Raw genomic sequence first — 15115 nt, forward strand, 5'->3', positions numbered from 1 at the left:
TCAGAGACTGCGGGCAACGATGTCGCCGACGGTGGTGGTCGCGCGGATGGTGAGCGGAGCGGTGTCGCCTTCGGCGTTCTTGAGCGCGTTGCTGATCCTGCCGGTGGTGGTACCGGCGTCCAGGGAGGCCGAGACTCCGGCAGCGGCGCCGACCTCCACCTCGCCGACGTCGGTGCGCAGTACGACCGCACCGCTCACGGCCTCGGCGATCCGGATGTCACCCTGACTGGTGCGAATCTCCGCGGGCCCGTTGAGGCGGCCGATGGAGACGTCACCGGCGACAGTGGTGAGGCGGGCGCTCGCGACGTCCTCCAGGTCGATCGAGCCGTGCGCGCTCTTGACCGCGACGTCGCCGAACCGCCCGACGGCTCGGAGTTCGGCACTGGCCGCGTTCACCTCGACCTGGGAGCCCGCAGGCAGGTGGACGGTCACCGCGACGGAGCCGGAAGGGCCGAAGTACTGGTTCTTGGCCGAGACCTCGATCCGCAGAACGCCGTCGCCGTACTCGACCTTGGCCTCCTCCGCCGCCTTGACGTCGCGGCCCTTCGAGGAGTTCGCCGGCAGGATCTCGACGGCGGTGTCGGCCCGGTCGGCGGCGATGACCTGGATGCGTCCCGCGGGGATGTCGAGGACTGCGGAGATCGGCTCGGGGGTGTTGAAAGTCGGCATGGTCGTACCTTCCTGATTCGCTGGTGACGAGCTGTTGATGAGACCAGCTTGGAAGACCGCGCTGACACTGGACGGCCACCGTGCTGACATGACGGACGAGCCGCTGTCAGCAGCCGAGCCGGTCGACGATCACAGCAGGCGATCGAGGGCGGCTACACCGGCTGGGCCCCAGTGTGGTTTGCCACCTGGGAGGCCCTTGTCGCCGTTGATTCCCATCGCGATCAGGAACATCGCCCGGACCACGGCCCAGCCGCGAGCCCGACGTACCGTTGCGTGGTCCGGCTGGTAGCGCTCGAAGAACCGCTCCGCGGCCCCGGCCGGGAGCAGGATCCAGGCGGCTGCGAGATCGTTCGCCGGATCGCCGGCGCAGATCTCACCGAAGTCCAGGACGCCGGCAAGGGTGCCGTCGGCAACGACCACATTGGCCGGGTGCAGGTCGCCGTGCAGCCACACCGGCGGTCCGTCCCACTCGGGCGCTGCGATCGCGTCCTCCCAGACCGCACGGATCTCGTCCCCGCGGCCGGCGTACGCCCGAACCTCGTCGGAGTCCATCAGTCCGGCCGGCAGGCTGGTTCGGTCATTGACCGGTGCCTCGGCCGGCGCACCGGTGTGCAGCGCCTGCAGGAAGTCGACCAGTACGTCGGCCGCCTTCGGATCCGTGATCGGTGCATGGTCCGCGGGTTCTCCGTGGACCCAGGTGGTGATCAGCCACGTGCGGGAGAAGCGGTCGGACGGCTCGCCGAGGCGGACCGGGACGGGGACGGGAAGCGGAAGACGGGCGGCGAGGCCGGGCATCCAGCGGTGCTCCTTCAGCAGCAGCTCCGGCGCCCCCTCGGTCCGTGGCATCCGAACCGCCAGGTCGTCGCCCAGCCGCCACATCTGGTTGCCCCAGCCGCCGACCACCTCCCGGAGCTCCAGTTCGGCCAGATCCGGATGCTGATCCTGCAGCAAGGCACGCACCAGTTGTTCGTCCACGCAGCGTCGGACGCATCACACTCGGGTCTGGTTGGGAATAGACCGACGATCACGGTGAGTTGCTCGGAGTATGCGTATCGATGTGTGGTCCGACGTCATCTGCCCGTGGTGCTACATCGGGAAGCGGCGGTTGGAGCAGGCCCTGGAGTCCAGCGGCGAGAAGGCCGAGATCGTCTGGCACAGCTTCCAGCTCGACCCGTCCGCGACGAGCGACGATCCACGCGACCTGCCTACCCGGCTGGGTGAGAAGTACGGTCGCGACCGCGCGTGGGGTGTGCAGGCCAACGCCCAGGTGACCGAGATCGCCGCCGAGCTCGGCCTCGAGTACAACCTCGACCGGGCCAAGTCCGCGAACACCGTCGACGCGCACCGCGTACTGCACCTGGCCCGCGACCTGATGGCCGCAGGCGAGGTGCCCGCCGACACGCAGGACCGCCTCAAGGAGCGGCTGCTCAAGGCGTACTTCACCGACGGGCTACCGGTCGGCGACCACGCGACGCTAACGCAGCTCGCCGAGGAGGTCGGCCTCCCGTCCGATCGGGTCCGCGAGGTGCTCGCGAGTACGACGTACGCCCAGGACGTCGCCGACGACCAGGCCCAGGCGCTGGCGTACGGCGCGAACGGGGTGCCGTTCTTCGTGATCGACGAGAAGTACGGCGTCAGCGGCGCGCAGCCGGTCGAGGTGTTCCAGGAGGCGCTGCGCCGGGCGAACGCGGACCGCAAGCCGGTGACGCTGATCACCGCCCCGGGCGCCGGCACCGACGACGCCGCCTGTGGTCCGGATGGTTGCCCGATCTGAGGCTGAACCGCGCAGGCTTGGGTACCGGACGGCGTACAGGACGTGGTGTATGAAGGAGGCATGACTGTCGTGCGTGCACTGGCCAGGCCACTGCTCTCGATGATCTTCGTCGCGCAGGGTGTGAACTCGATCCGGAACCCGGAGCCGCTGGTGCCCAAGGCCCAGCCGGTGACGGACCGCTTGGTGCCGATGGTGAAGAACGTCGCACCGGCGCAGATCGCTGACCGCATCCCCGAGACCACGGTCAACCTGGTTCGGTTGAACGGCGTCGTCCAGGTGCTCGGTGGTCTCGCGCTCGCCAGCGGCAAGGGCCGGCGGACGGGCGCCGCGGTGCTGGCCGCCACGCTGATCCCCGTGACGGTCGCCGGGCACCCGTTCTGGCAGGTGAAGGACAAGGAGGCCCGGGGTGTGCAGCGGATCCAGTTCATGAAGAACCTGGGTCTGTTCGGCGGTCTGCTGCTCGCCGCGGTCGACACCGAGGGCAAGCCGGGCGTCGCCTGGCGGGCCACCCACGGCGCGCGGGCGGCGAAGCGGGAGACCAAACGCGGCGCGAAGGCCGCGAAGCGGGAGACGAAGCAGCTGGCCCGTGAGGCCAAGCATGCCGCCAAACTGGCGAAGGCAGAACTGAACCTCGGCTGACCTCCCGGAAGGCTGGAAGGTCGTATCACCGCGATGCCCTAGGCTCAGGGCAGGAGTTCCGAGCCGAGGGAGTGGGATGAGCACGCAGCAGGGCTGGCCGGCACCGAAGGCCCAGGGACCGGTCAGCGGCCGGGTCACGGTGCCCGGATCGAAGTCGATCAGCAACCGTGCCCTCATCCTGGCCGCGCTCGCCGACGGCCCGTCGCGTCTCACCGGTCTGCTCGCTGCACGCGACACCGCGCTGATGCGCGCCGCGCTCGTCTCACTCGGTGTCGGCATCGCGGACAACGGCTCCGCCGTGACAGTGACTCCGGGCTCACTCAAGGGCCCGGCGTCCGTCGACTGCGGTCTCGCCGGCACCGTGATGCGCTTCGTGCCGCCGGTCGCCGCACTGGCCGACGGCGTGGTCGAGTTCGACGGCGACCCGTACGCGCGGGAGCGCCCGATGGGCGTCATCCTCGACGCCCTGCGCGCGCTCGGCGTCCAGATCGACGACCAGGGCACCGGCAGGATGCCGTACTCCGTGTCCGGCGCGGGCTCGGTCCGTGGCGGGAAGGTCACGCTGGACGCGTCCGGGTCGAGTCAGTTCGTGTCGGCCCTGCTGCTCGCCGGAGCCCGGTACGACGAGGGCGTCGACATCCGCCACGACGGGAAGCCGGTGCCGTCCCAGCCGCACCTGGACATGTCGGTGGCGATGCTGCGCGAGCGCGGCGTCCAGGTCGACGACAGCGAACCGAACCGCTGGGTCGTTGCCCCCGGCCCCATTCGGGCGATGGACACCACGATCGAGCCGGACCTGTCCAACGCCGCGCCGTTCCTGGCCGCGGCGGTCCTCACCGCCGGCGAGGTCACCGTGACCAGCTGGCCGGAGCAGACCACGCAACCCGGCGGTCAACTCGGCGACATCTTCACGCGCTTCGGCGCGGAGGTGACTCGGACCGACGACGGACTGACGATCCGCGGCACCGGCCGGGTGCAGGGCGTCGACCTCGACCTGAGTGAGGTCGGTGAGCTCAGCCCGGTCATCGCGGCGGTGGCTGCGTTTGCGGAAGGACCGTCGTACCTTCGGGGAATCGCGCATCTGCGCAACCACGAGACGGACCGGCTGGCGGCGCTCGAGCACGAGTTCAACGCGCTCGGTGGGGACGTGACGCAGATGGCCGACGGGCTGGAGATCCGGCCGCAGCGCTTGCACGGTGGGCTTTTCGGGACCTACAACGACCACCGGATGGCGCACGCCGCCGCCGTGGTCGGCCTGCTTGTGGACGGGCTGGAGATCGAGAACATCGGGACCACGGCGAAGACCCTGCCCGAGTTCCCCGACATGTGGTCGGGGCTCACGAGCTGATGTCGCGGTACGACGAGGAGGCCCGGTACGACCGGCCGAAGCGCCGGACCCGGCCGCGGACCAAGGACCGCCCCTCGTACGACGACGCCGTCACCGGCATCGTGATCACCCGTGACCGCGGCCGCTACACCTGCTGGGTCGACGACCGGCAGGTGACCGCGATGAAGGCGCGGCAGCTCGGCCGCACGGGCGTGATCGTCGGCGACCGGGTCAGGCTCGCCGGCGACGCGAGCGGTGACGAGGGCTCGCTGGCCCGGATCGTCGAGGTACTCCCGCGGACGACGCTGCTGCGCCGGTCGGCCGATGACGACGACCCGGTGGAGCGGCCGCTGGTGGCGAACGCGGACCAGCTGGTCATCGTCGTCGCCGTCGCGAACCCGGAGCCGCGGACCGGCCTGATCGACCGCTTCCTGGTCGCGGCGTACGACGCGGGTATGCGGCCGTTGCTGTGCCTGACGAAGACCGACCTCGCCGACCCGGATCCGCTGCTGTCGATCTACCGTCCACTGGGGGTCGAGTCGGTGGCCACGCAGCAAGGCGGCGATCTGTCCGGCCTCCAGGAGCAGCTCCAGGACCGGATCAGTGTCCTGGTCGGCCACTCCGGCGTCGGCAAGTCGACGCTGGTCAACGGGCTGATTCCCGGTGCCGACCGCGCGATCGGCGTCGTCAACGAGGTGACCGGCCGCGGGCGCCATACCTCGACGAACACGCTGGTCCTCCGGCTGCCTGACGGCGGCTGGCTGATCGATACGCCCGGTATCCGTTCCTTCGGGCTGGCCCACGTCGACCCGGACAAAGTGATCGATGCCTTCCCCGACCTGGCCGAGGTCACCGAGTCCTGTCCCCGAGGTTGCACCCACACCGAGTCCGCTCCCGACTGCGGCCTCGACGAAGCTGTCGCCGAAGGCCGCCTCGACCCCGACCGAGTAGCGTCCTTCCGCCGCCTCCTGGCCAGCCGCGAAGGCCGCACCCAGGCCGTACCGGAGCAGGACCTTACTTAGGCGGAAGCTGACCCGTCCAGACGGCCTTGGCGCCGGCGTCGCCGGTGCGGATGGTCTGGTAGATGACGAGAACGCCGATGACCACGACGGCGGCGCTGGTGACGAGCTCCAGCGGGCGGCTCTTGGTTGCCTTGGCACCCTTTCCGCTCGCCAGCGACGACGGCCCGCTCAGCACCAGGACCGCGACCACGGCGATCACCGCGAAGGCCAGGCAGAACCAGAACAGCAGATCTCCGCGCTGCTGGTGCAGTTTGACCGGCTGTTCCAGCGACGGGACCGCGGCGACGAACGCCTCCCCGCTCTTCTTCGCCACGAACGCGCAGACCAGCGCCCCGAGCCCCAGCACCAACGCCGGCCAGCGCAGGAACCACCGCCACCGCGGCACGAGCGCGAAGACGATCAGGGTCAGGGCTGCGATCGGTAGCGCCACCACGGCCAGATGGATCACGAGCACGTGTAGCGGCAGGTCCCCGAAGCGCTCGAACATTGACGCCTCCTGGCAGTCATAGAACGTGGTCCGACTCTAGTAGCCCGCACGGGCTACTTACTGCACGTTCAATCACCCGATTAGGTTCAATTCGCGTCGCAACCGATCCGCAACGTTTGCGGACAGCCCGCCCGCTGAGCGGGGGAACGGGCTAGCCTTCCGGCATGCCCTCGCACACGGATGACCTGCGGCTCGCCCACATCCTGGCCGACGACGCGGACTCGACCACGATGGACCGCTACAAGGCGCTCGACCTGCACGTGGCCACCAAGCCGGATCTGTCTCCGGTGAGCGAGTCCGACAGCAGGGTCGAGGACGTGATGCGCAAGACGCTGGCCCGGGCCCGGCCGCGGGACGCGTTCGTGGGCGAGGAGGAAGGCACCACCGGCTGGGGCGTCCGGCGATGGGTCGTCGACCCGATCGACGGCACCAAGAACTACATCCGTGGCGTCCCGGTCTGGGCGACGCTGATCAGCCTGATGATCGAGGACCAGGTGGTCGTCGGAGTGGTGTCGGCCCCGGCGTTGGGCAAGCGCTGGTGGGCGTCGTACGGCGACGGCGCCTGGACCGGCCGCGCGCTGATGTCCGCGCAGCCGTGCCGGGTCAGCGACGTGAGCCGGATCGAGGACGCGTCGCTGTCGTACGCCTCGCTCAAGGGCTGGGAGAAGCTCGGCAAGAAGAACCAGTGGGCCGAGCTGATGGAGTCCTGCTGGCGCACCCGCGCGTACGGCGACTTCTGGTCGTACATGCTGGTCGCCGAAGGCGCGGTCGACATCGCCGCCGAGCCCGAGCTCAACCTGTACGACATGGCCGCACTGGCGATCATCGTCGACGAGGCCGGCGGCACGTTCACCTCGGTCGACGGCACCCCCGGCCCGAACGGCGCGAACGCCGTCGCCACCAACGGCCGCCTGCACGACGAGGTCCTCAAGCGCCTCGAGTGATGCGCCGTTGCAGGAACTCCGCCTCCACGGCGTTGCTGGTGAACGCCAGCGCCTCCTCGTACGCCGCTCGCGCCTCCTCCACCCGCCCGGTCCGCCACAACAGCTCCGCCCGCGTGGAGGCGAGATACGGGTACGTCGACAGCGCCGGATCGTCGGTCAACTCCGCCAACGCCGCCTCGGGACCGGCGACATAGCTCAGCGCGACCACCCGGTTCAGCGCGACCACCGGCGACGGCCAGCGCGCCAGCAACACGTCGTACAACCCGAGGATCTCCGCCCAGTCGGTGTCCTCCCAGCGCTCGGCCTCGGCATGGACGGCAGCGATCGCCGCCATCAGCCCGAACCGTCCGACCGACCGGCTCAACGCCTCCCGCACCAGCGCCAGCCCCTCATCGATCAGCTCCCGGTCCCACAGTGAGCGATCCTGGTCCTCCATCAGCACCAACCGCCCGCCGTCGTCGACCCGCGCAGCCTGCCTGGCCTCCGTCAGCACAAGCAGCGCGAGCAGACCCGCCGCCTCCCCGCTGTCCGGCAGCAGCAACCGCATCATCCGAGCGAGATCAATCCCTCGCCGCGCGAGGTCCGGCCGCGTCAGCCCTTCCCCGTCCGCTGCCGTGTGGCCGGCCGTGTAGACCAGATGGACGACGTCCAGCACCGCGTCGATGCGCTCCGGCAAGTCCGGCCGCCGCGGGATGCGGTATGGGATCCCCGACCGCGAGATCTTGTGCTTGGCCCGGGTGATCCGGGCCTGCATCGTGGCTTCCTTCACCAGGAACGCCCTCGCGATCTCAGCCGACGACAACCCGCACACCAGCCGCAGCGTCAACGCGATCTGCGCCTCCTGAGCCAACGCCGGGTGGCAGCAGGTGAACACGAGCCGCAACCGATCGTCGGGGAACACCCCGTTGGAGTCCTCGACCGGATCCGGCATCAGCAGCGGGAGCTTCCTCTGCGCGACGTCGGCCCGCCTGCGCAACTCGAGCGCGCGCCGCGTCGCGACTGTCGTCAGCCACGCCCCCGGCCGCCGCGGCACGCCCTGCTCGCGCCAATGCACCAACGCCTTGGCGTATGCGTCCTGCACGCAGTCCTCGGCCAGATCCAGATCGGCCGCGACGCGTGCGGTGGCAGCGAGGACGAAGGCCCACTCGCTCGAGTGGGCCTCCGCCACCGCCGCGGAGACCGAGTCAGCCACCGTTGATGATCGGGCGTACCTCGACGCCACCCATCGGGGACGGGACCTGCTTGGCGATCGCGAGCGCCTCGTCCAGGTCGGCCGCCTCGATGATGTAGTAGCCGCCCATCACCTCCTTGGTCTCCGCGAACGTCCCGTCGGTGACGACGTACCCGCCGCTGCCGTCGGACCGGATCGACGTCGCCGTGGTGCTTCCGTCCAGCTGCCCACCGCCGCGCAGCGCCGGACCGTTGGCCTCCGCGAAGGCCTGGTGGTTCTTGTGGTTCTGCTCCGTCACCGACGGCTCCGCCGCGTCCCACTTGGCCTCGTCGTCGTAGATCATCACCAGGTACTTGCCCACTGATGTCACCTCTCTCATGGTCTGTCGGTTCCAGCATTCACCACTCCGATGCGCGACCCCGGCGCGGATCGACACCACCGGCGGAGAATTTCCGGACCACGTAGGGTGGCGGCATGCCCTTGACCTACCCCATCGCGGAGCAGACGCTGGACAACGGCTTACGCGTCGTCGTCAGCTCGGACCGCGCCGTCCCGATCGTCGCGGTGAACCTCTGGTACGACGTCGGATCGCGCCACGAGCCGACAGGGCTGACCGGGTTCGCGCACCTGTTCGAGCACCTGATGTTCCAGGGATCGCGCAACGTCGCCTCCGGTCAGCACTTCAGCCTGCTGGAGAACGCCGGTGCCAGTCTGAACGCGAGCACGTTCTTCGACCGGACGAACTACTTCGAGTCACTGCCGAGCGGCGGTCTGGACCTCGCGCTGTGGCTCGAGGCGGACCGGATGGGCTACCTGCTCGACGCGGTCAACCAGGAGAACCTGGACAACCAGCGCGACGTGGTCAAGGAGGAGAAGCGGCAGAGCTACGACAACCGCCCGTACGGCGACTCGTACGAGCGGCTGGTCCGGCTCCTTTTCCCGGCGGACCACCCGTACGCGCACATGACGATCGGCTCGATGGCCGACCTGGACGCGGCGTCGGTGGAGGACGTGCACGCGTTCTTCCGCAAGTACTACGGCCCGAACAACGCGGTCCTGACCATCGTCGGCGACGTCTCGGTGGAGGACGCCTTCGACGCCGCCAAGCGGTACTTCGGTCACCTGCCGGCGATCCCGCAGCCGCCGGCCGCCCCGGACGGCACGATCGGGCCGCTCACCGAAGTCCACCGCGACGACGTCGTCTCCGACGTACCGTCCGACCTGATCACGATGATGTTCCGGCTGCCCATGGACGGGACGCCGGAGCTGGACGCGGCCGGGCTCGCGCTCGACGTCCTCGCCGCCGGGCAGAGCGGCCGGCTGAACCGGCGGCTCGTCCGCGACGAGCAGATCGCGCAGTCGGTCTCGGGCGGTGCGCTGCCGCTGATCGGCGGGGTGTCGTTCGGCACGCTGACCGGCATCGCCTCCGACGGCGTGGACCTGCAGAAGGTCGAGGACGCGCTGCTCGAGGAGGTCGAGAAGCTCGCCGAGAACGGCGTCACCGAGGACGAACTGGCGACCGTGCAGGCACAGGCGGAGCGGGACTGGCTGGAGCAGTTGTCCACCTGCGCCGGGCGGGCCGACGAGATCTCCCACCACGCGCTGCTGTTCGGCGATCCGAACCGGATCAACACCCGGATCGATCAAGTCCGTGCAGTGACCGTGGAGCAGGTGCAGGCGGCCGCGGCGCAGTGGATCCGCGCCGCCGGACGTGTGCAGGTCGCTTACCGCCGGTCGGAGAACGCAGGAGAGCAGGCATGAACCAGGTTCTGACCACCCCACCGGCCGTCGGTGCGCCGCGCCCGTGGACGTTCCCCGAGGCCACCACGACGACGACCAGCTCCGGCTCGCCGGTGCACGTCTTCGATCGCCCCGGCCAGTACGTCGCCACGGTCCGCGTGACGATCGCGATGCCGCTGATCGCCGAACCGCGGGAGCTCGAGGGCGTCGCCACGATCATGTCCCGCACCCTCGACGAGGGCACCGAACTGCATTCGGCCAACGAGTTCGCGGCGGCCCTGGAGCGGCACGGAGCGGCGTACGGCGTCGATGTCAGCTCGGACGCCTTGCACGTGGAGATCTCGGTCCCGGTGTCGCACCTGGCGCCGGCGGTGCAACTGCTCGCGGAGGCGGTCACCCGGCCCGCGTTCAACCAGGCCGACGTCGGCCGGCACGTGACGATCCGGCTCGGCGAGATCAACCAGGAGCGCGCGAATGCCGCCTACCGGGCCCGCGAGGCCTTCTCGGGCCACCTGTTCGACCCGTCGACGCGGCGGTCCCGGCCGACGGCGGGCACCCCGGACACGATCCGCCCGCTGACCAACACGCAGGTCGCCGACTTCTACCGGCGCAACATCGGTCCGGAACGCGCGCAGATGCTGTTCGCGGGAGACGCCACCGGCGTCGACGTGGCCGGCATCATCGACGAGGCCTTCGGTGGCTGGACGTCGACCGCCAGTACCGCACTGGACACGCCGGAGCCGCTTTACCTCGTGGGCAACCGGGTCGTGCTGGTCGACCGGCCTGGATCGGTCCAGAGTCAGCTGCTGATCGGCTGCGCCGGACCGGACCGTCGCGACCCCGCGTGGGGTGCGGCCGCGGTCGCGAACCACGTCGTCGGCGGCACGATCACCTCCCGGGTGGACACCGTGCTGCGCGAGGAGAAGGGCTACACCTACGGCACGCGGACCAGCTTCGCGGCGCCGCGCAAGGGTGGGACCTTCAGCCTCGGAGGCGCCGTCCGCACCGAGGTGACCGGTGCCGCGATCGGTGACGCGCTGCGGATCCTGCGGGAGGCCCGCGACGGGCTGACCGAGCAGGAGGTCCAGGAGGCGAAGGACAGCCTGATCCGGACCGCCCCGCTGCGGTACGAGCAGGCCGATTCCGTCGCCCAGCAGGTCGGCAGCAACATCGCGAACGGCGTACCGATCGACTTCGCCGACACCTACCTGACCCAGATCGCCGCCACCACCGCGGCCGAGGCCACCGAGGCGTACCGGCGGTATGTGGGAACCGACGGGCTACTGGTCGTCGTCGTAGGGGAAGCCAAGGAAGTTCGTCCCCAGCTCACCGGGCTGGACCTGGGTGAACTGATCGACGTGAGCTGAGGACGGCCGTTGCTCCTCTGCTCGGCGCCTGGCCCTGAGTAGAGGAGCACGATGATGTCGTTCGCCGAACGTCCCACCGACGCGACGGACCGCACGCACACCTTCTGGCCGGCGTACCCGGTCCAGCCTGGCTTCCCGGACCGGCCGGCGTACGGCATCCTGCAGGACCATTCGCAGGCCACCGTCTCGCTGGTCCTCGGCGCGATCGCGCTCTGCACCGGCTTCGTGTTCCTCTCGCCGGTGGCCTGGTGGCTCGGCAACCAGGCCCTCGCCGAGATCGACGCCTCCCCTGGCGTCTACAACAACCGCGGCATGGCCCAGGCCGGCCAGATCTGCGGCATCATCGGCACCGCCCTCCTGGCCCTGGTCATCCTCTTCTTCGCGGCCATGCTCCTCATGCTCTTCGCGACCTGATCACTGCGGCACGACCAGGCACGTGACCGTCCGGTCGTCCTGTCGCCAAGCGTCCTCGCTCGGCCGGAGGACGTAGACGCGTGACGGCCGGTTGACCTGCTCCTTCGAGGCGACCCACCGATTCCAGCACCCCTGCTCCGCAGGTTTCCGCATCACCTCGTCGCCGAGCCACGGACCGTCCGGCACCGCGAACCGGGCGAACACCCTGCCGCCGTTGGGCTGATCGCACGGCTTGACCACCACGTCCCTGACCTCCCCCTGCGGCAGGTCCCCGACACAGTCACCGACCTCGAGTTTGCTCCCCGGCCCAACCGGCTCTCGCGCCGTGTGCGCCGCTGAGTCCGGATCGATCCGGCCCAGGAAATGATTGAGGATCCTCAGGTCGACAGAGATCCAGACGGCAGCGATCACGAACCCGGTGATCGCGATCCGCGCGCCCTGCTCGCCTCTCTTCTTCGCCTGGTCCATCCCCTTGATCCCGAGCGGGATGCTGACCGGGACAAGCCCGAGGACGGCGAGGACGAGCGACAGCACCGCCTTCCTGTTGGTCGGCCTGAGCCCCGCCGAGACCAGCGGCATGTTCGGGAACGGCTGTGGCGGGCCGGGTTCCGGTTCCGGGTTCCCGGCCGGCGGCCGGGCACTGTATTCCGGGAACTTCGGCTCTCGCGGATGATTCATGTTCTCCCCCAGAAGTGTGTGTTTTTCCTACCTCGGTGTGAGCAGGCAGGTGACACCGCGGTCACCGAGCCGCCAGCTGTCCACGGTCGGCCCGAGGATGAAGATGTCCGACGGATCGGCCGCCTGCTCGTTCGACGCAGACCAACGCTCCCAGCAGCCGTCGTCCATCTTCTCGTTCACGGTCTCGCGTCCCGGCCAGCTGCCAGGCGGGAAGGTGAACACGGCGAACACCCTGCCGCCGTTCGGCTGGTCGCAGGGCGTCACGGTGACCTGCTTGACGGACCCTTCCTCCAGGTTCGCCACGCAGTCGCCGACCTTGAGGTCTTGCGGTCGCGTGGTCGTGGCCGCCGTCACCTGCCCTGACGCCACGTCCCGATCCGGCGACTCGCTGTCGGTTTCGGCAACCCACACCACAATGCCCACGATCCACAGCCCGGACACCGCCAAGGCGGTGAACGCCTTTCCCTTGCCGGTCTGATTGTGGTCCGCGATCCGGACCAGCGCGGCGATCGCCATCGGGATGCTGAGCAGGACAGCGCCGAGGCATCCGAGGACCAGCGCCACCATCGCCAACGAGCTGCTTCCACCCGGTGGCAGCCCTTCGATCGGCCGCATGTTCGGGAGCGGTCCGTCGCCGCCGCGCTTCCGCCGCGCGCCGCGGTCCCGCTTCGCGCCGCCGGTCTCCGCCGGCGGGCGAGCGGCGTACTCCGGGAACTTCGGCTCTCGCGGATAACTCATGTCTCCCCCCAGGAGCGTGTTGTTCCTACTTCGGTGTGAGCAGGCAGGTCGTGCCGCGGTCGCCCAGGCTCCAGCCGTCCTCGGTCGGGTGCAGGTAGAAGATGCTGGAGTCCGCGGAAGCCTGCTGCTTCGACGCCTTCCAGCGGTCGGTGCAGCCCTTCTCGGCCGACGTCTGGACCGCGGTCAGTCCCGGCCAGTCCCCCGCCGGCAGGTCGAACACAGCGAACACCTTGCCGCCATTGGGCTGATCGCACGGGACGACCTTGATGTTCGCGACCTCGCCCTCGTTGATCTCGCTCACGCAGTCGCCGACCCGGAGCTTGTCCGGCCGGGTGTTCTGCGTCGTGGTGACCTGTCCGGAGGCGTCCCGATCCGGCTCACCGTCACCGAACACGGCGATCGCGACCACGATGCCGACCAGCCAGAGACCGGAGACCGCCAGCCCGGCGATGGCCAGGCCTTTGCCCTTCTGGCCCTTCTTCGGGATCTGGGTCAGCGCGACGATGCCGAGAATGATGCTGATCAGGATGCCGCCGAGCACCCCGAAGATCAGCGACAGGATCGCCGGCACGCTCGTCTTCTGCGGCTGCCCCGGGTACGGCCCGGGACCGGGCATTCCGGGGTACGGCGCCTGCCCGCCGTACTGCGGTCCGGGGTATTGCTGCCCCGGGTACGGCTGGCCCTGGTACTGCTGCCCCTGGTACTGCTGGCCCTGGTACGGCGGTTGTCCCGGGTACCCGGGTTGCCCGGGACCTGCTTGGCCCGGCCCCGGCTGCCCGGGCTGCTGCGGTGCGCCGTACGGGTTCTGCTGCGGTGATCCGCCGTACGGAGGTTGTTGCGGTGTGCCGCCGTACGGGGGCTGCCCGGAAGACGGCGTACCGGAGTCACCGTCCGTGGGATGTGTCGGATCCATGCACGGACTGTAGTCCCCCGCCAGGGGCTTCCGGGTCGATCAGCTGGAGATGTAGTTGGACAGCTGCTCCCGCTCGAACTCGAGCTCGCCGATCCGGGACTTCACCACGTCACCGATGCTGACCAGTCCGGACAGGGCCCCGTCGACCACGACCGGCACGTGCCGGATCCGGTGCTCGGTCATCAGCCGCATCAGGTTGTCGATCAGTTCGTCCGGCGTACAGGTGCGAACCTCGGCGGTCATGATCGCGCTGACCCGGACGTCGCCCGCCTCCGGGGTGCCGTTCCACAGCCGGACGATGTCGCGCTCGGAGACGATGCCGGCCACCGACGACCCGTCCGGGCTGACCACGACCGCGCCGATGTTGTGTTCGGCCAGCAGTGCGAGCAGTTCGGTGACAGTGGCTTCTGGGGAGATGGTGACGACCTGGTTGCCCTTGCCGCGCAGTACGTCGTTGATCTTCACGGAGCCTCCTGCAGATCGAAGGACCAATACACCAAGGTAGCGAAATCCACCCCAATCCGGCAGCCCTCGCCTGTCACCCCCCGTGACAACGATGGACAACCAGTCACAGGATTTCGTGGGGCATCGGACGGACTCAAACGTGCAAGGTTGGCCGGTAGATGAGCTCTTGGGTGTGACCGTCCAGCGTCCGGTGCTCGAGTAGCTCGAGGTCGAAGTCGGACGCCCCCTGGAAGATCGGGTCCGCTCCGGTCTGACCGGCGATCACCGGGAAGATCGTCACCTGCACGCGGTCGACGAGACCGGCGGCCATCAAGGCCCGGTTCATCGACAGACTGCCGTGCGAGCGCAGCGGTACGTCGGACTCCTCCTTGAGCCGGGCAACGATGTCGAGGGCGTCGCCGTTCGCGACCGTCGCGTCCGGCCAGTCGAGCGGTCCTCGGAGCGTGCTCGACACCACCGTTGCCGGGAGGTGCCTCATCCGGGTGACCCAGGCGTCACGTACTTCGGACTCCTCGGTGCTCGAGGCCAGCATCTCCGCGAAGGCCCGATACGTGGTGGCCCCGAACACCATCCGCTGTTCCCCGCCGTACGAGGCGAACCGGTGCTCGAGCAACTCCGGGCCTTGCTTGCCCCAGTAACCACCCCAGTCGCCACTGTGGGCGCCAAAGCCGTCAAGGCTGGCAAAGACGTCGAAGGTGTAAGTCGCGCTCATGATGCTCTCCTCGAGTACGGTGGCGCCCCTGATAGGCAGCCGCTCACCCCTCCCA

Annotated in this window: 18 protein-coding genes; 8 read left to right on the top strand and 10 right to left on the bottom strand. The window is 69.4% G+C overall.

Annotated elements, in window-relative coordinates:
- Complete coding sequence (locus ACIBG5_RS37885) at nt 1-669, bottom strand: DUF4097 family beta strand repeat-containing protein (protein ID WP_396396615.1); 669 nt, start codon at nt 667-669, stop codon at nt 1-3.
- A 129-nt stretch (nt 670-798) separates the two neighbouring features.
- The gene (locus ACIBG5_RS37890) at nt 799-1644 is read right to left on the bottom strand and encodes an aminoglycoside phosphotransferase family protein (RefSeq protein WP_396396617.1); all 846 of its coding nucleotides are present in this window, start codon (nt 1642-1644) and stop codon (nt 799-801) included.
- Between the two features lie 70 nt (nt 1645-1714).
- Between ACIBG5_RS37890 and ACIBG5_RS37895 the strand changes: the two genes are divergently transcribed.
- The 4 genes from ACIBG5_RS37895 (at nt 1715) to rsgA (ending at nt 5431) form a co-directional block, all read left to right on the top strand.
- Nucleotides 1715-2443 carry a DsbA family protein gene (locus ACIBG5_RS37895; protein ID WP_396396619.1) on the top strand — a complete coding sequence of 243 codons (729 nt, stop codon included), beginning with the start codon at nt 1715-1717 and terminating at the stop codon, nt 2441-2443.
- 60 nt (nt 2444-2503) lie between these two features.
- On the top strand, nt 2504-3082 hold the full coding sequence (locus ACIBG5_RS37900; RefSeq protein WP_396396620.1) for a DoxX family protein: 579 nt from the start codon (nt 2504-2506) through the stop codon (nt 3080-3082).
- A 76-nt stretch (nt 3083-3158) separates the two neighbouring features.
- Nucleotides 3159-4430 carry a 3-phosphoshikimate 1-carboxyvinyltransferase gene (aroA, locus tag ACIBG5_RS37905; RefSeq protein WP_396396621.1) on the top strand — a complete coding sequence of 424 codons (1272 nt, stop codon included), beginning with the start codon at nt 3159-3161 and terminating at the stop codon, nt 4428-4430.
- Nucleotides 4430-5431: a ribosome small subunit-dependent GTPase A gene (gene rsgA, locus ACIBG5_RS37910; RefSeq protein ID WP_360444555.1), complete on the top strand. Its 1002-nt coding sequence runs from the start codon at nt 4430-4432 to the stop codon at nt 5429-5431. Before aroA ends, rsgA begins: the two co-directional genes overlap by 1 nt.
- Here the strand turns inward: rsgA and ACIBG5_RS37915 are convergent.
- Complete coding sequence (locus tag ACIBG5_RS37915; RefSeq protein WP_396396623.1) at nt 5424-5918, bottom strand: DUF2231 domain-containing protein; 495 nt, start codon at nt 5916-5918, stop codon at nt 5424-5426. The two genes, rsgA and ACIBG5_RS37915, sit on opposite strands and share 8 nt — an antisense overlap.
- 164 nt (nt 5919-6082) lie before the next feature.
- Between ACIBG5_RS37915 and hisN the strand changes: the two genes are divergently transcribed.
- Nucleotides 6083-6862: a histidinol-phosphatase gene (hisN, locus tag ACIBG5_RS37920; RefSeq protein ID WP_396396625.1), complete on the top strand. Its 780-nt coding sequence runs from the start codon at nt 6083-6085 to the stop codon at nt 6860-6862.
- Here hisN and ACIBG5_RS37925 read toward each other — a convergent pair.
- Together ACIBG5_RS37925 and ACIBG5_RS37930 are read right to left on the bottom strand one after the other, a co-directional pair.
- Complete coding sequence (locus ACIBG5_RS37925) at nt 6846-8054, bottom strand: RNA polymerase sigma factor (RefSeq protein WP_396396626.1); 1209 nt, start codon at nt 8052-8054, stop codon at nt 6846-6848. The two genes, hisN and ACIBG5_RS37925, sit on opposite strands and share 17 nt — an antisense overlap.
- On the bottom strand, nt 8047-8403 hold the full coding sequence (locus ACIBG5_RS37930; RefSeq protein WP_396396628.1) for a YciI family protein: 357 nt from the start codon (nt 8401-8403) through the stop codon (nt 8047-8049). Before ACIBG5_RS37930 ends, ACIBG5_RS37925 begins: the two co-directional genes overlap by 8 nt.
- A gap of 104 nt (nt 8404-8507) precedes the next feature.
- Here ACIBG5_RS37930 and ACIBG5_RS37935 point away from each other — a divergent pair, with 104 nt between their 5' ends.
- From ACIBG5_RS37935 to ACIBG5_RS37945, 3 genes are read left to right on the top strand one after another with little or no spacing between them, the layout of a single operon-like run.
- On the top strand, nt 8508-9794 hold the full coding sequence (locus tag ACIBG5_RS37935) for a pitrilysin family protein (protein ID WP_360444570.1): 1287 nt from the start codon (nt 8508-8510) through the stop codon (nt 9792-9794).
- Nucleotides 9791-11140 (top strand): pitrilysin family protein, encoded by a 1350-nt coding sequence (locus ACIBG5_RS37940; protein ID WP_360444573.1) that lies wholly within the window; start codon nt 9791-9793, stop codon nt 11138-11140. Before ACIBG5_RS37935 ends, ACIBG5_RS37940 begins: the two co-directional genes overlap by 4 nt.
- 54 nt (nt 11141-11194) lie before the next feature.
- The gene (locus ACIBG5_RS37945; RefSeq protein WP_396396630.1) at nt 11195-11554 is read left to right on the top strand and encodes a DUF4190 domain-containing protein; all 360 of its coding nucleotides are present in this window, start codon (nt 11195-11197) and stop codon (nt 11552-11554) included.
- Here the strand turns inward: ACIBG5_RS37945 and ACIBG5_RS37950 are convergent, their stop codons facing one another.
- The 5 genes from ACIBG5_RS37950 to ACIBG5_RS37970 form a co-directional block, all read right to left on the bottom strand.
- Nucleotides 11555-12232, bottom strand: coding sequence for a hypothetical protein (locus ACIBG5_RS37950; RefSeq protein ID WP_396396631.1), 678 nt, complete (start codon nt 12230-12232; stop codon nt 11555-11557).
- A 27-nt stretch (nt 12233-12259) separates the two neighbouring features.
- Nucleotides 12260-12970, bottom strand: a complete 711-nt coding sequence (locus ACIBG5_RS37955) for a septum formation family protein (RefSeq protein ID WP_396396632.1) — start codon at nt 12968-12970, stop codon at nt 12260-12262.
- Nucleotides 12971-12995: 25 nt separating this feature from the next.
- Entirely contained in the window at nt 12996-13883 is an 888-nt protein-coding gene (locus tag ACIBG5_RS37960) for a DUF4190 domain-containing protein (protein WP_396396634.1), read from the bottom strand.
- A gap of 39 nt (nt 13884-13922) precedes the next feature.
- The gene (locus ACIBG5_RS37965) at nt 13923-14348 is read right to left on the bottom strand and encodes a CBS domain-containing protein (protein ID WP_131516222.1); all 426 of its coding nucleotides are present in this window, start codon (nt 14346-14348) and stop codon (nt 13923-13925) included.
- 133 nt (nt 14349-14481) lie between these two features.
- Nucleotides 14482-15060, bottom strand: coding sequence for a dihydrofolate reductase family protein (locus tag ACIBG5_RS37970; protein ID WP_396396636.1), 579 nt, complete (start codon nt 15058-15060; stop codon nt 14482-14484).
- Between the last annotated feature and the right edge of the window lie 55 nt (nt 15061-15115).

The sequence above is a fragment of the Kribbella sp. NPDC050241 genome, from assembly GCF_044459685.1.
Lineage (GTDB): Bacteria > Actinomycetota > Actinomycetes > Propionibacteriales > Kribbellaceae > Kribbella.

What these genes read in the sequence shown, in the direction of transcription:
- ACIBG5_RS37940 (WP_360444573.1), top strand. Translation starts at nt 9,791, where the DNA reads ATGAACCAGGTTCTGACCACCCCACCGGCCGTCGGTGCGCCGCGCCCG.
- hisN (WP_396396625.1), top strand. Translation starts at nt 6,083, where the DNA reads ATGCCCTCGCACACGGATGACCTGCGGCTCGCCCACATCCTGGCCGAC.
- ACIBG5_RS37885 (WP_396396615.1), bottom strand. Translation starts at nt 669, where the DNA reads ATGCCGACTTTCAACACCCCCGAGCCGATCTCCGCAGTCCTCGACATC.
- ACIBG5_RS37955 (WP_396396632.1), bottom strand. Translation starts at nt 12,970, where the DNA reads ATGAGTTATCCGCGAGAGCCGAAGTTCCCGGAGTACGCCGCTCGCCCG.
- aroA (WP_396396621.1), top strand. Translation starts at nt 3,159, where the DNA reads ATGAGCACGCAGCAGGGCTGGCCGGCACCGAAGGCCCAGGGACCGGTC.
- ACIBG5_RS37935 (WP_360444570.1), top strand. Translation starts at nt 8,508, where the DNA reads ATGCCCTTGACCTACCCCATCGCGGAGCAGACGCTGGACAACGGCTTA.
- rsgA (WP_360444555.1), top strand. Translation starts at nt 4,430, where the DNA reads ATGTCGCGGTACGACGAGGAGGCCCGGTACGACCGGCCGAAGCGCCGG.
- ACIBG5_RS37970 (WP_396396636.1), bottom strand. Translation starts at nt 15,060, where the DNA reads ATGAGCGCGACTTACACCTTCGACGTCTTTGCCAGCCTTGACGGCTTT.
- ACIBG5_RS37945 (WP_396396630.1), top strand. Translation starts at nt 11,195, where the DNA reads ATGTCGTTCGCCGAACGTCCCACCGACGCGACGGACCGCACGCACACC.
- ACIBG5_RS37895 (WP_396396619.1), top strand. Translation starts at nt 1,715, where the DNA reads ATGCGTATCGATGTGTGGTCCGACGTCATCTGCCCGTGGTGCTACATC.
- ACIBG5_RS37915 (WP_396396623.1), bottom strand. Translation starts at nt 5,918, where the DNA reads ATGTTCGAGCGCTTCGGGGACCTGCCGCTACACGTGCTCGTGATCCAT.
- ACIBG5_RS37960 (WP_396396634.1), bottom strand. Translation starts at nt 13,883, where the DNA reads ATGGATCCGACACATCCCACGGACGGTGACTCCGGTACGCCGTCTTCC.
- ACIBG5_RS37900 (WP_396396620.1), top strand. Translation starts at nt 2,504, where the DNA reads ATGACTGTCGTGCGTGCACTGGCCAGGCCACTGCTCTCGATGATCTTC.
- ACIBG5_RS37950 (WP_396396631.1), bottom strand. Translation starts at nt 12,232, where the DNA reads ATGAATCATCCGCGAGAGCCGAAGTTCCCGGAATACAGTGCCCGGCCG.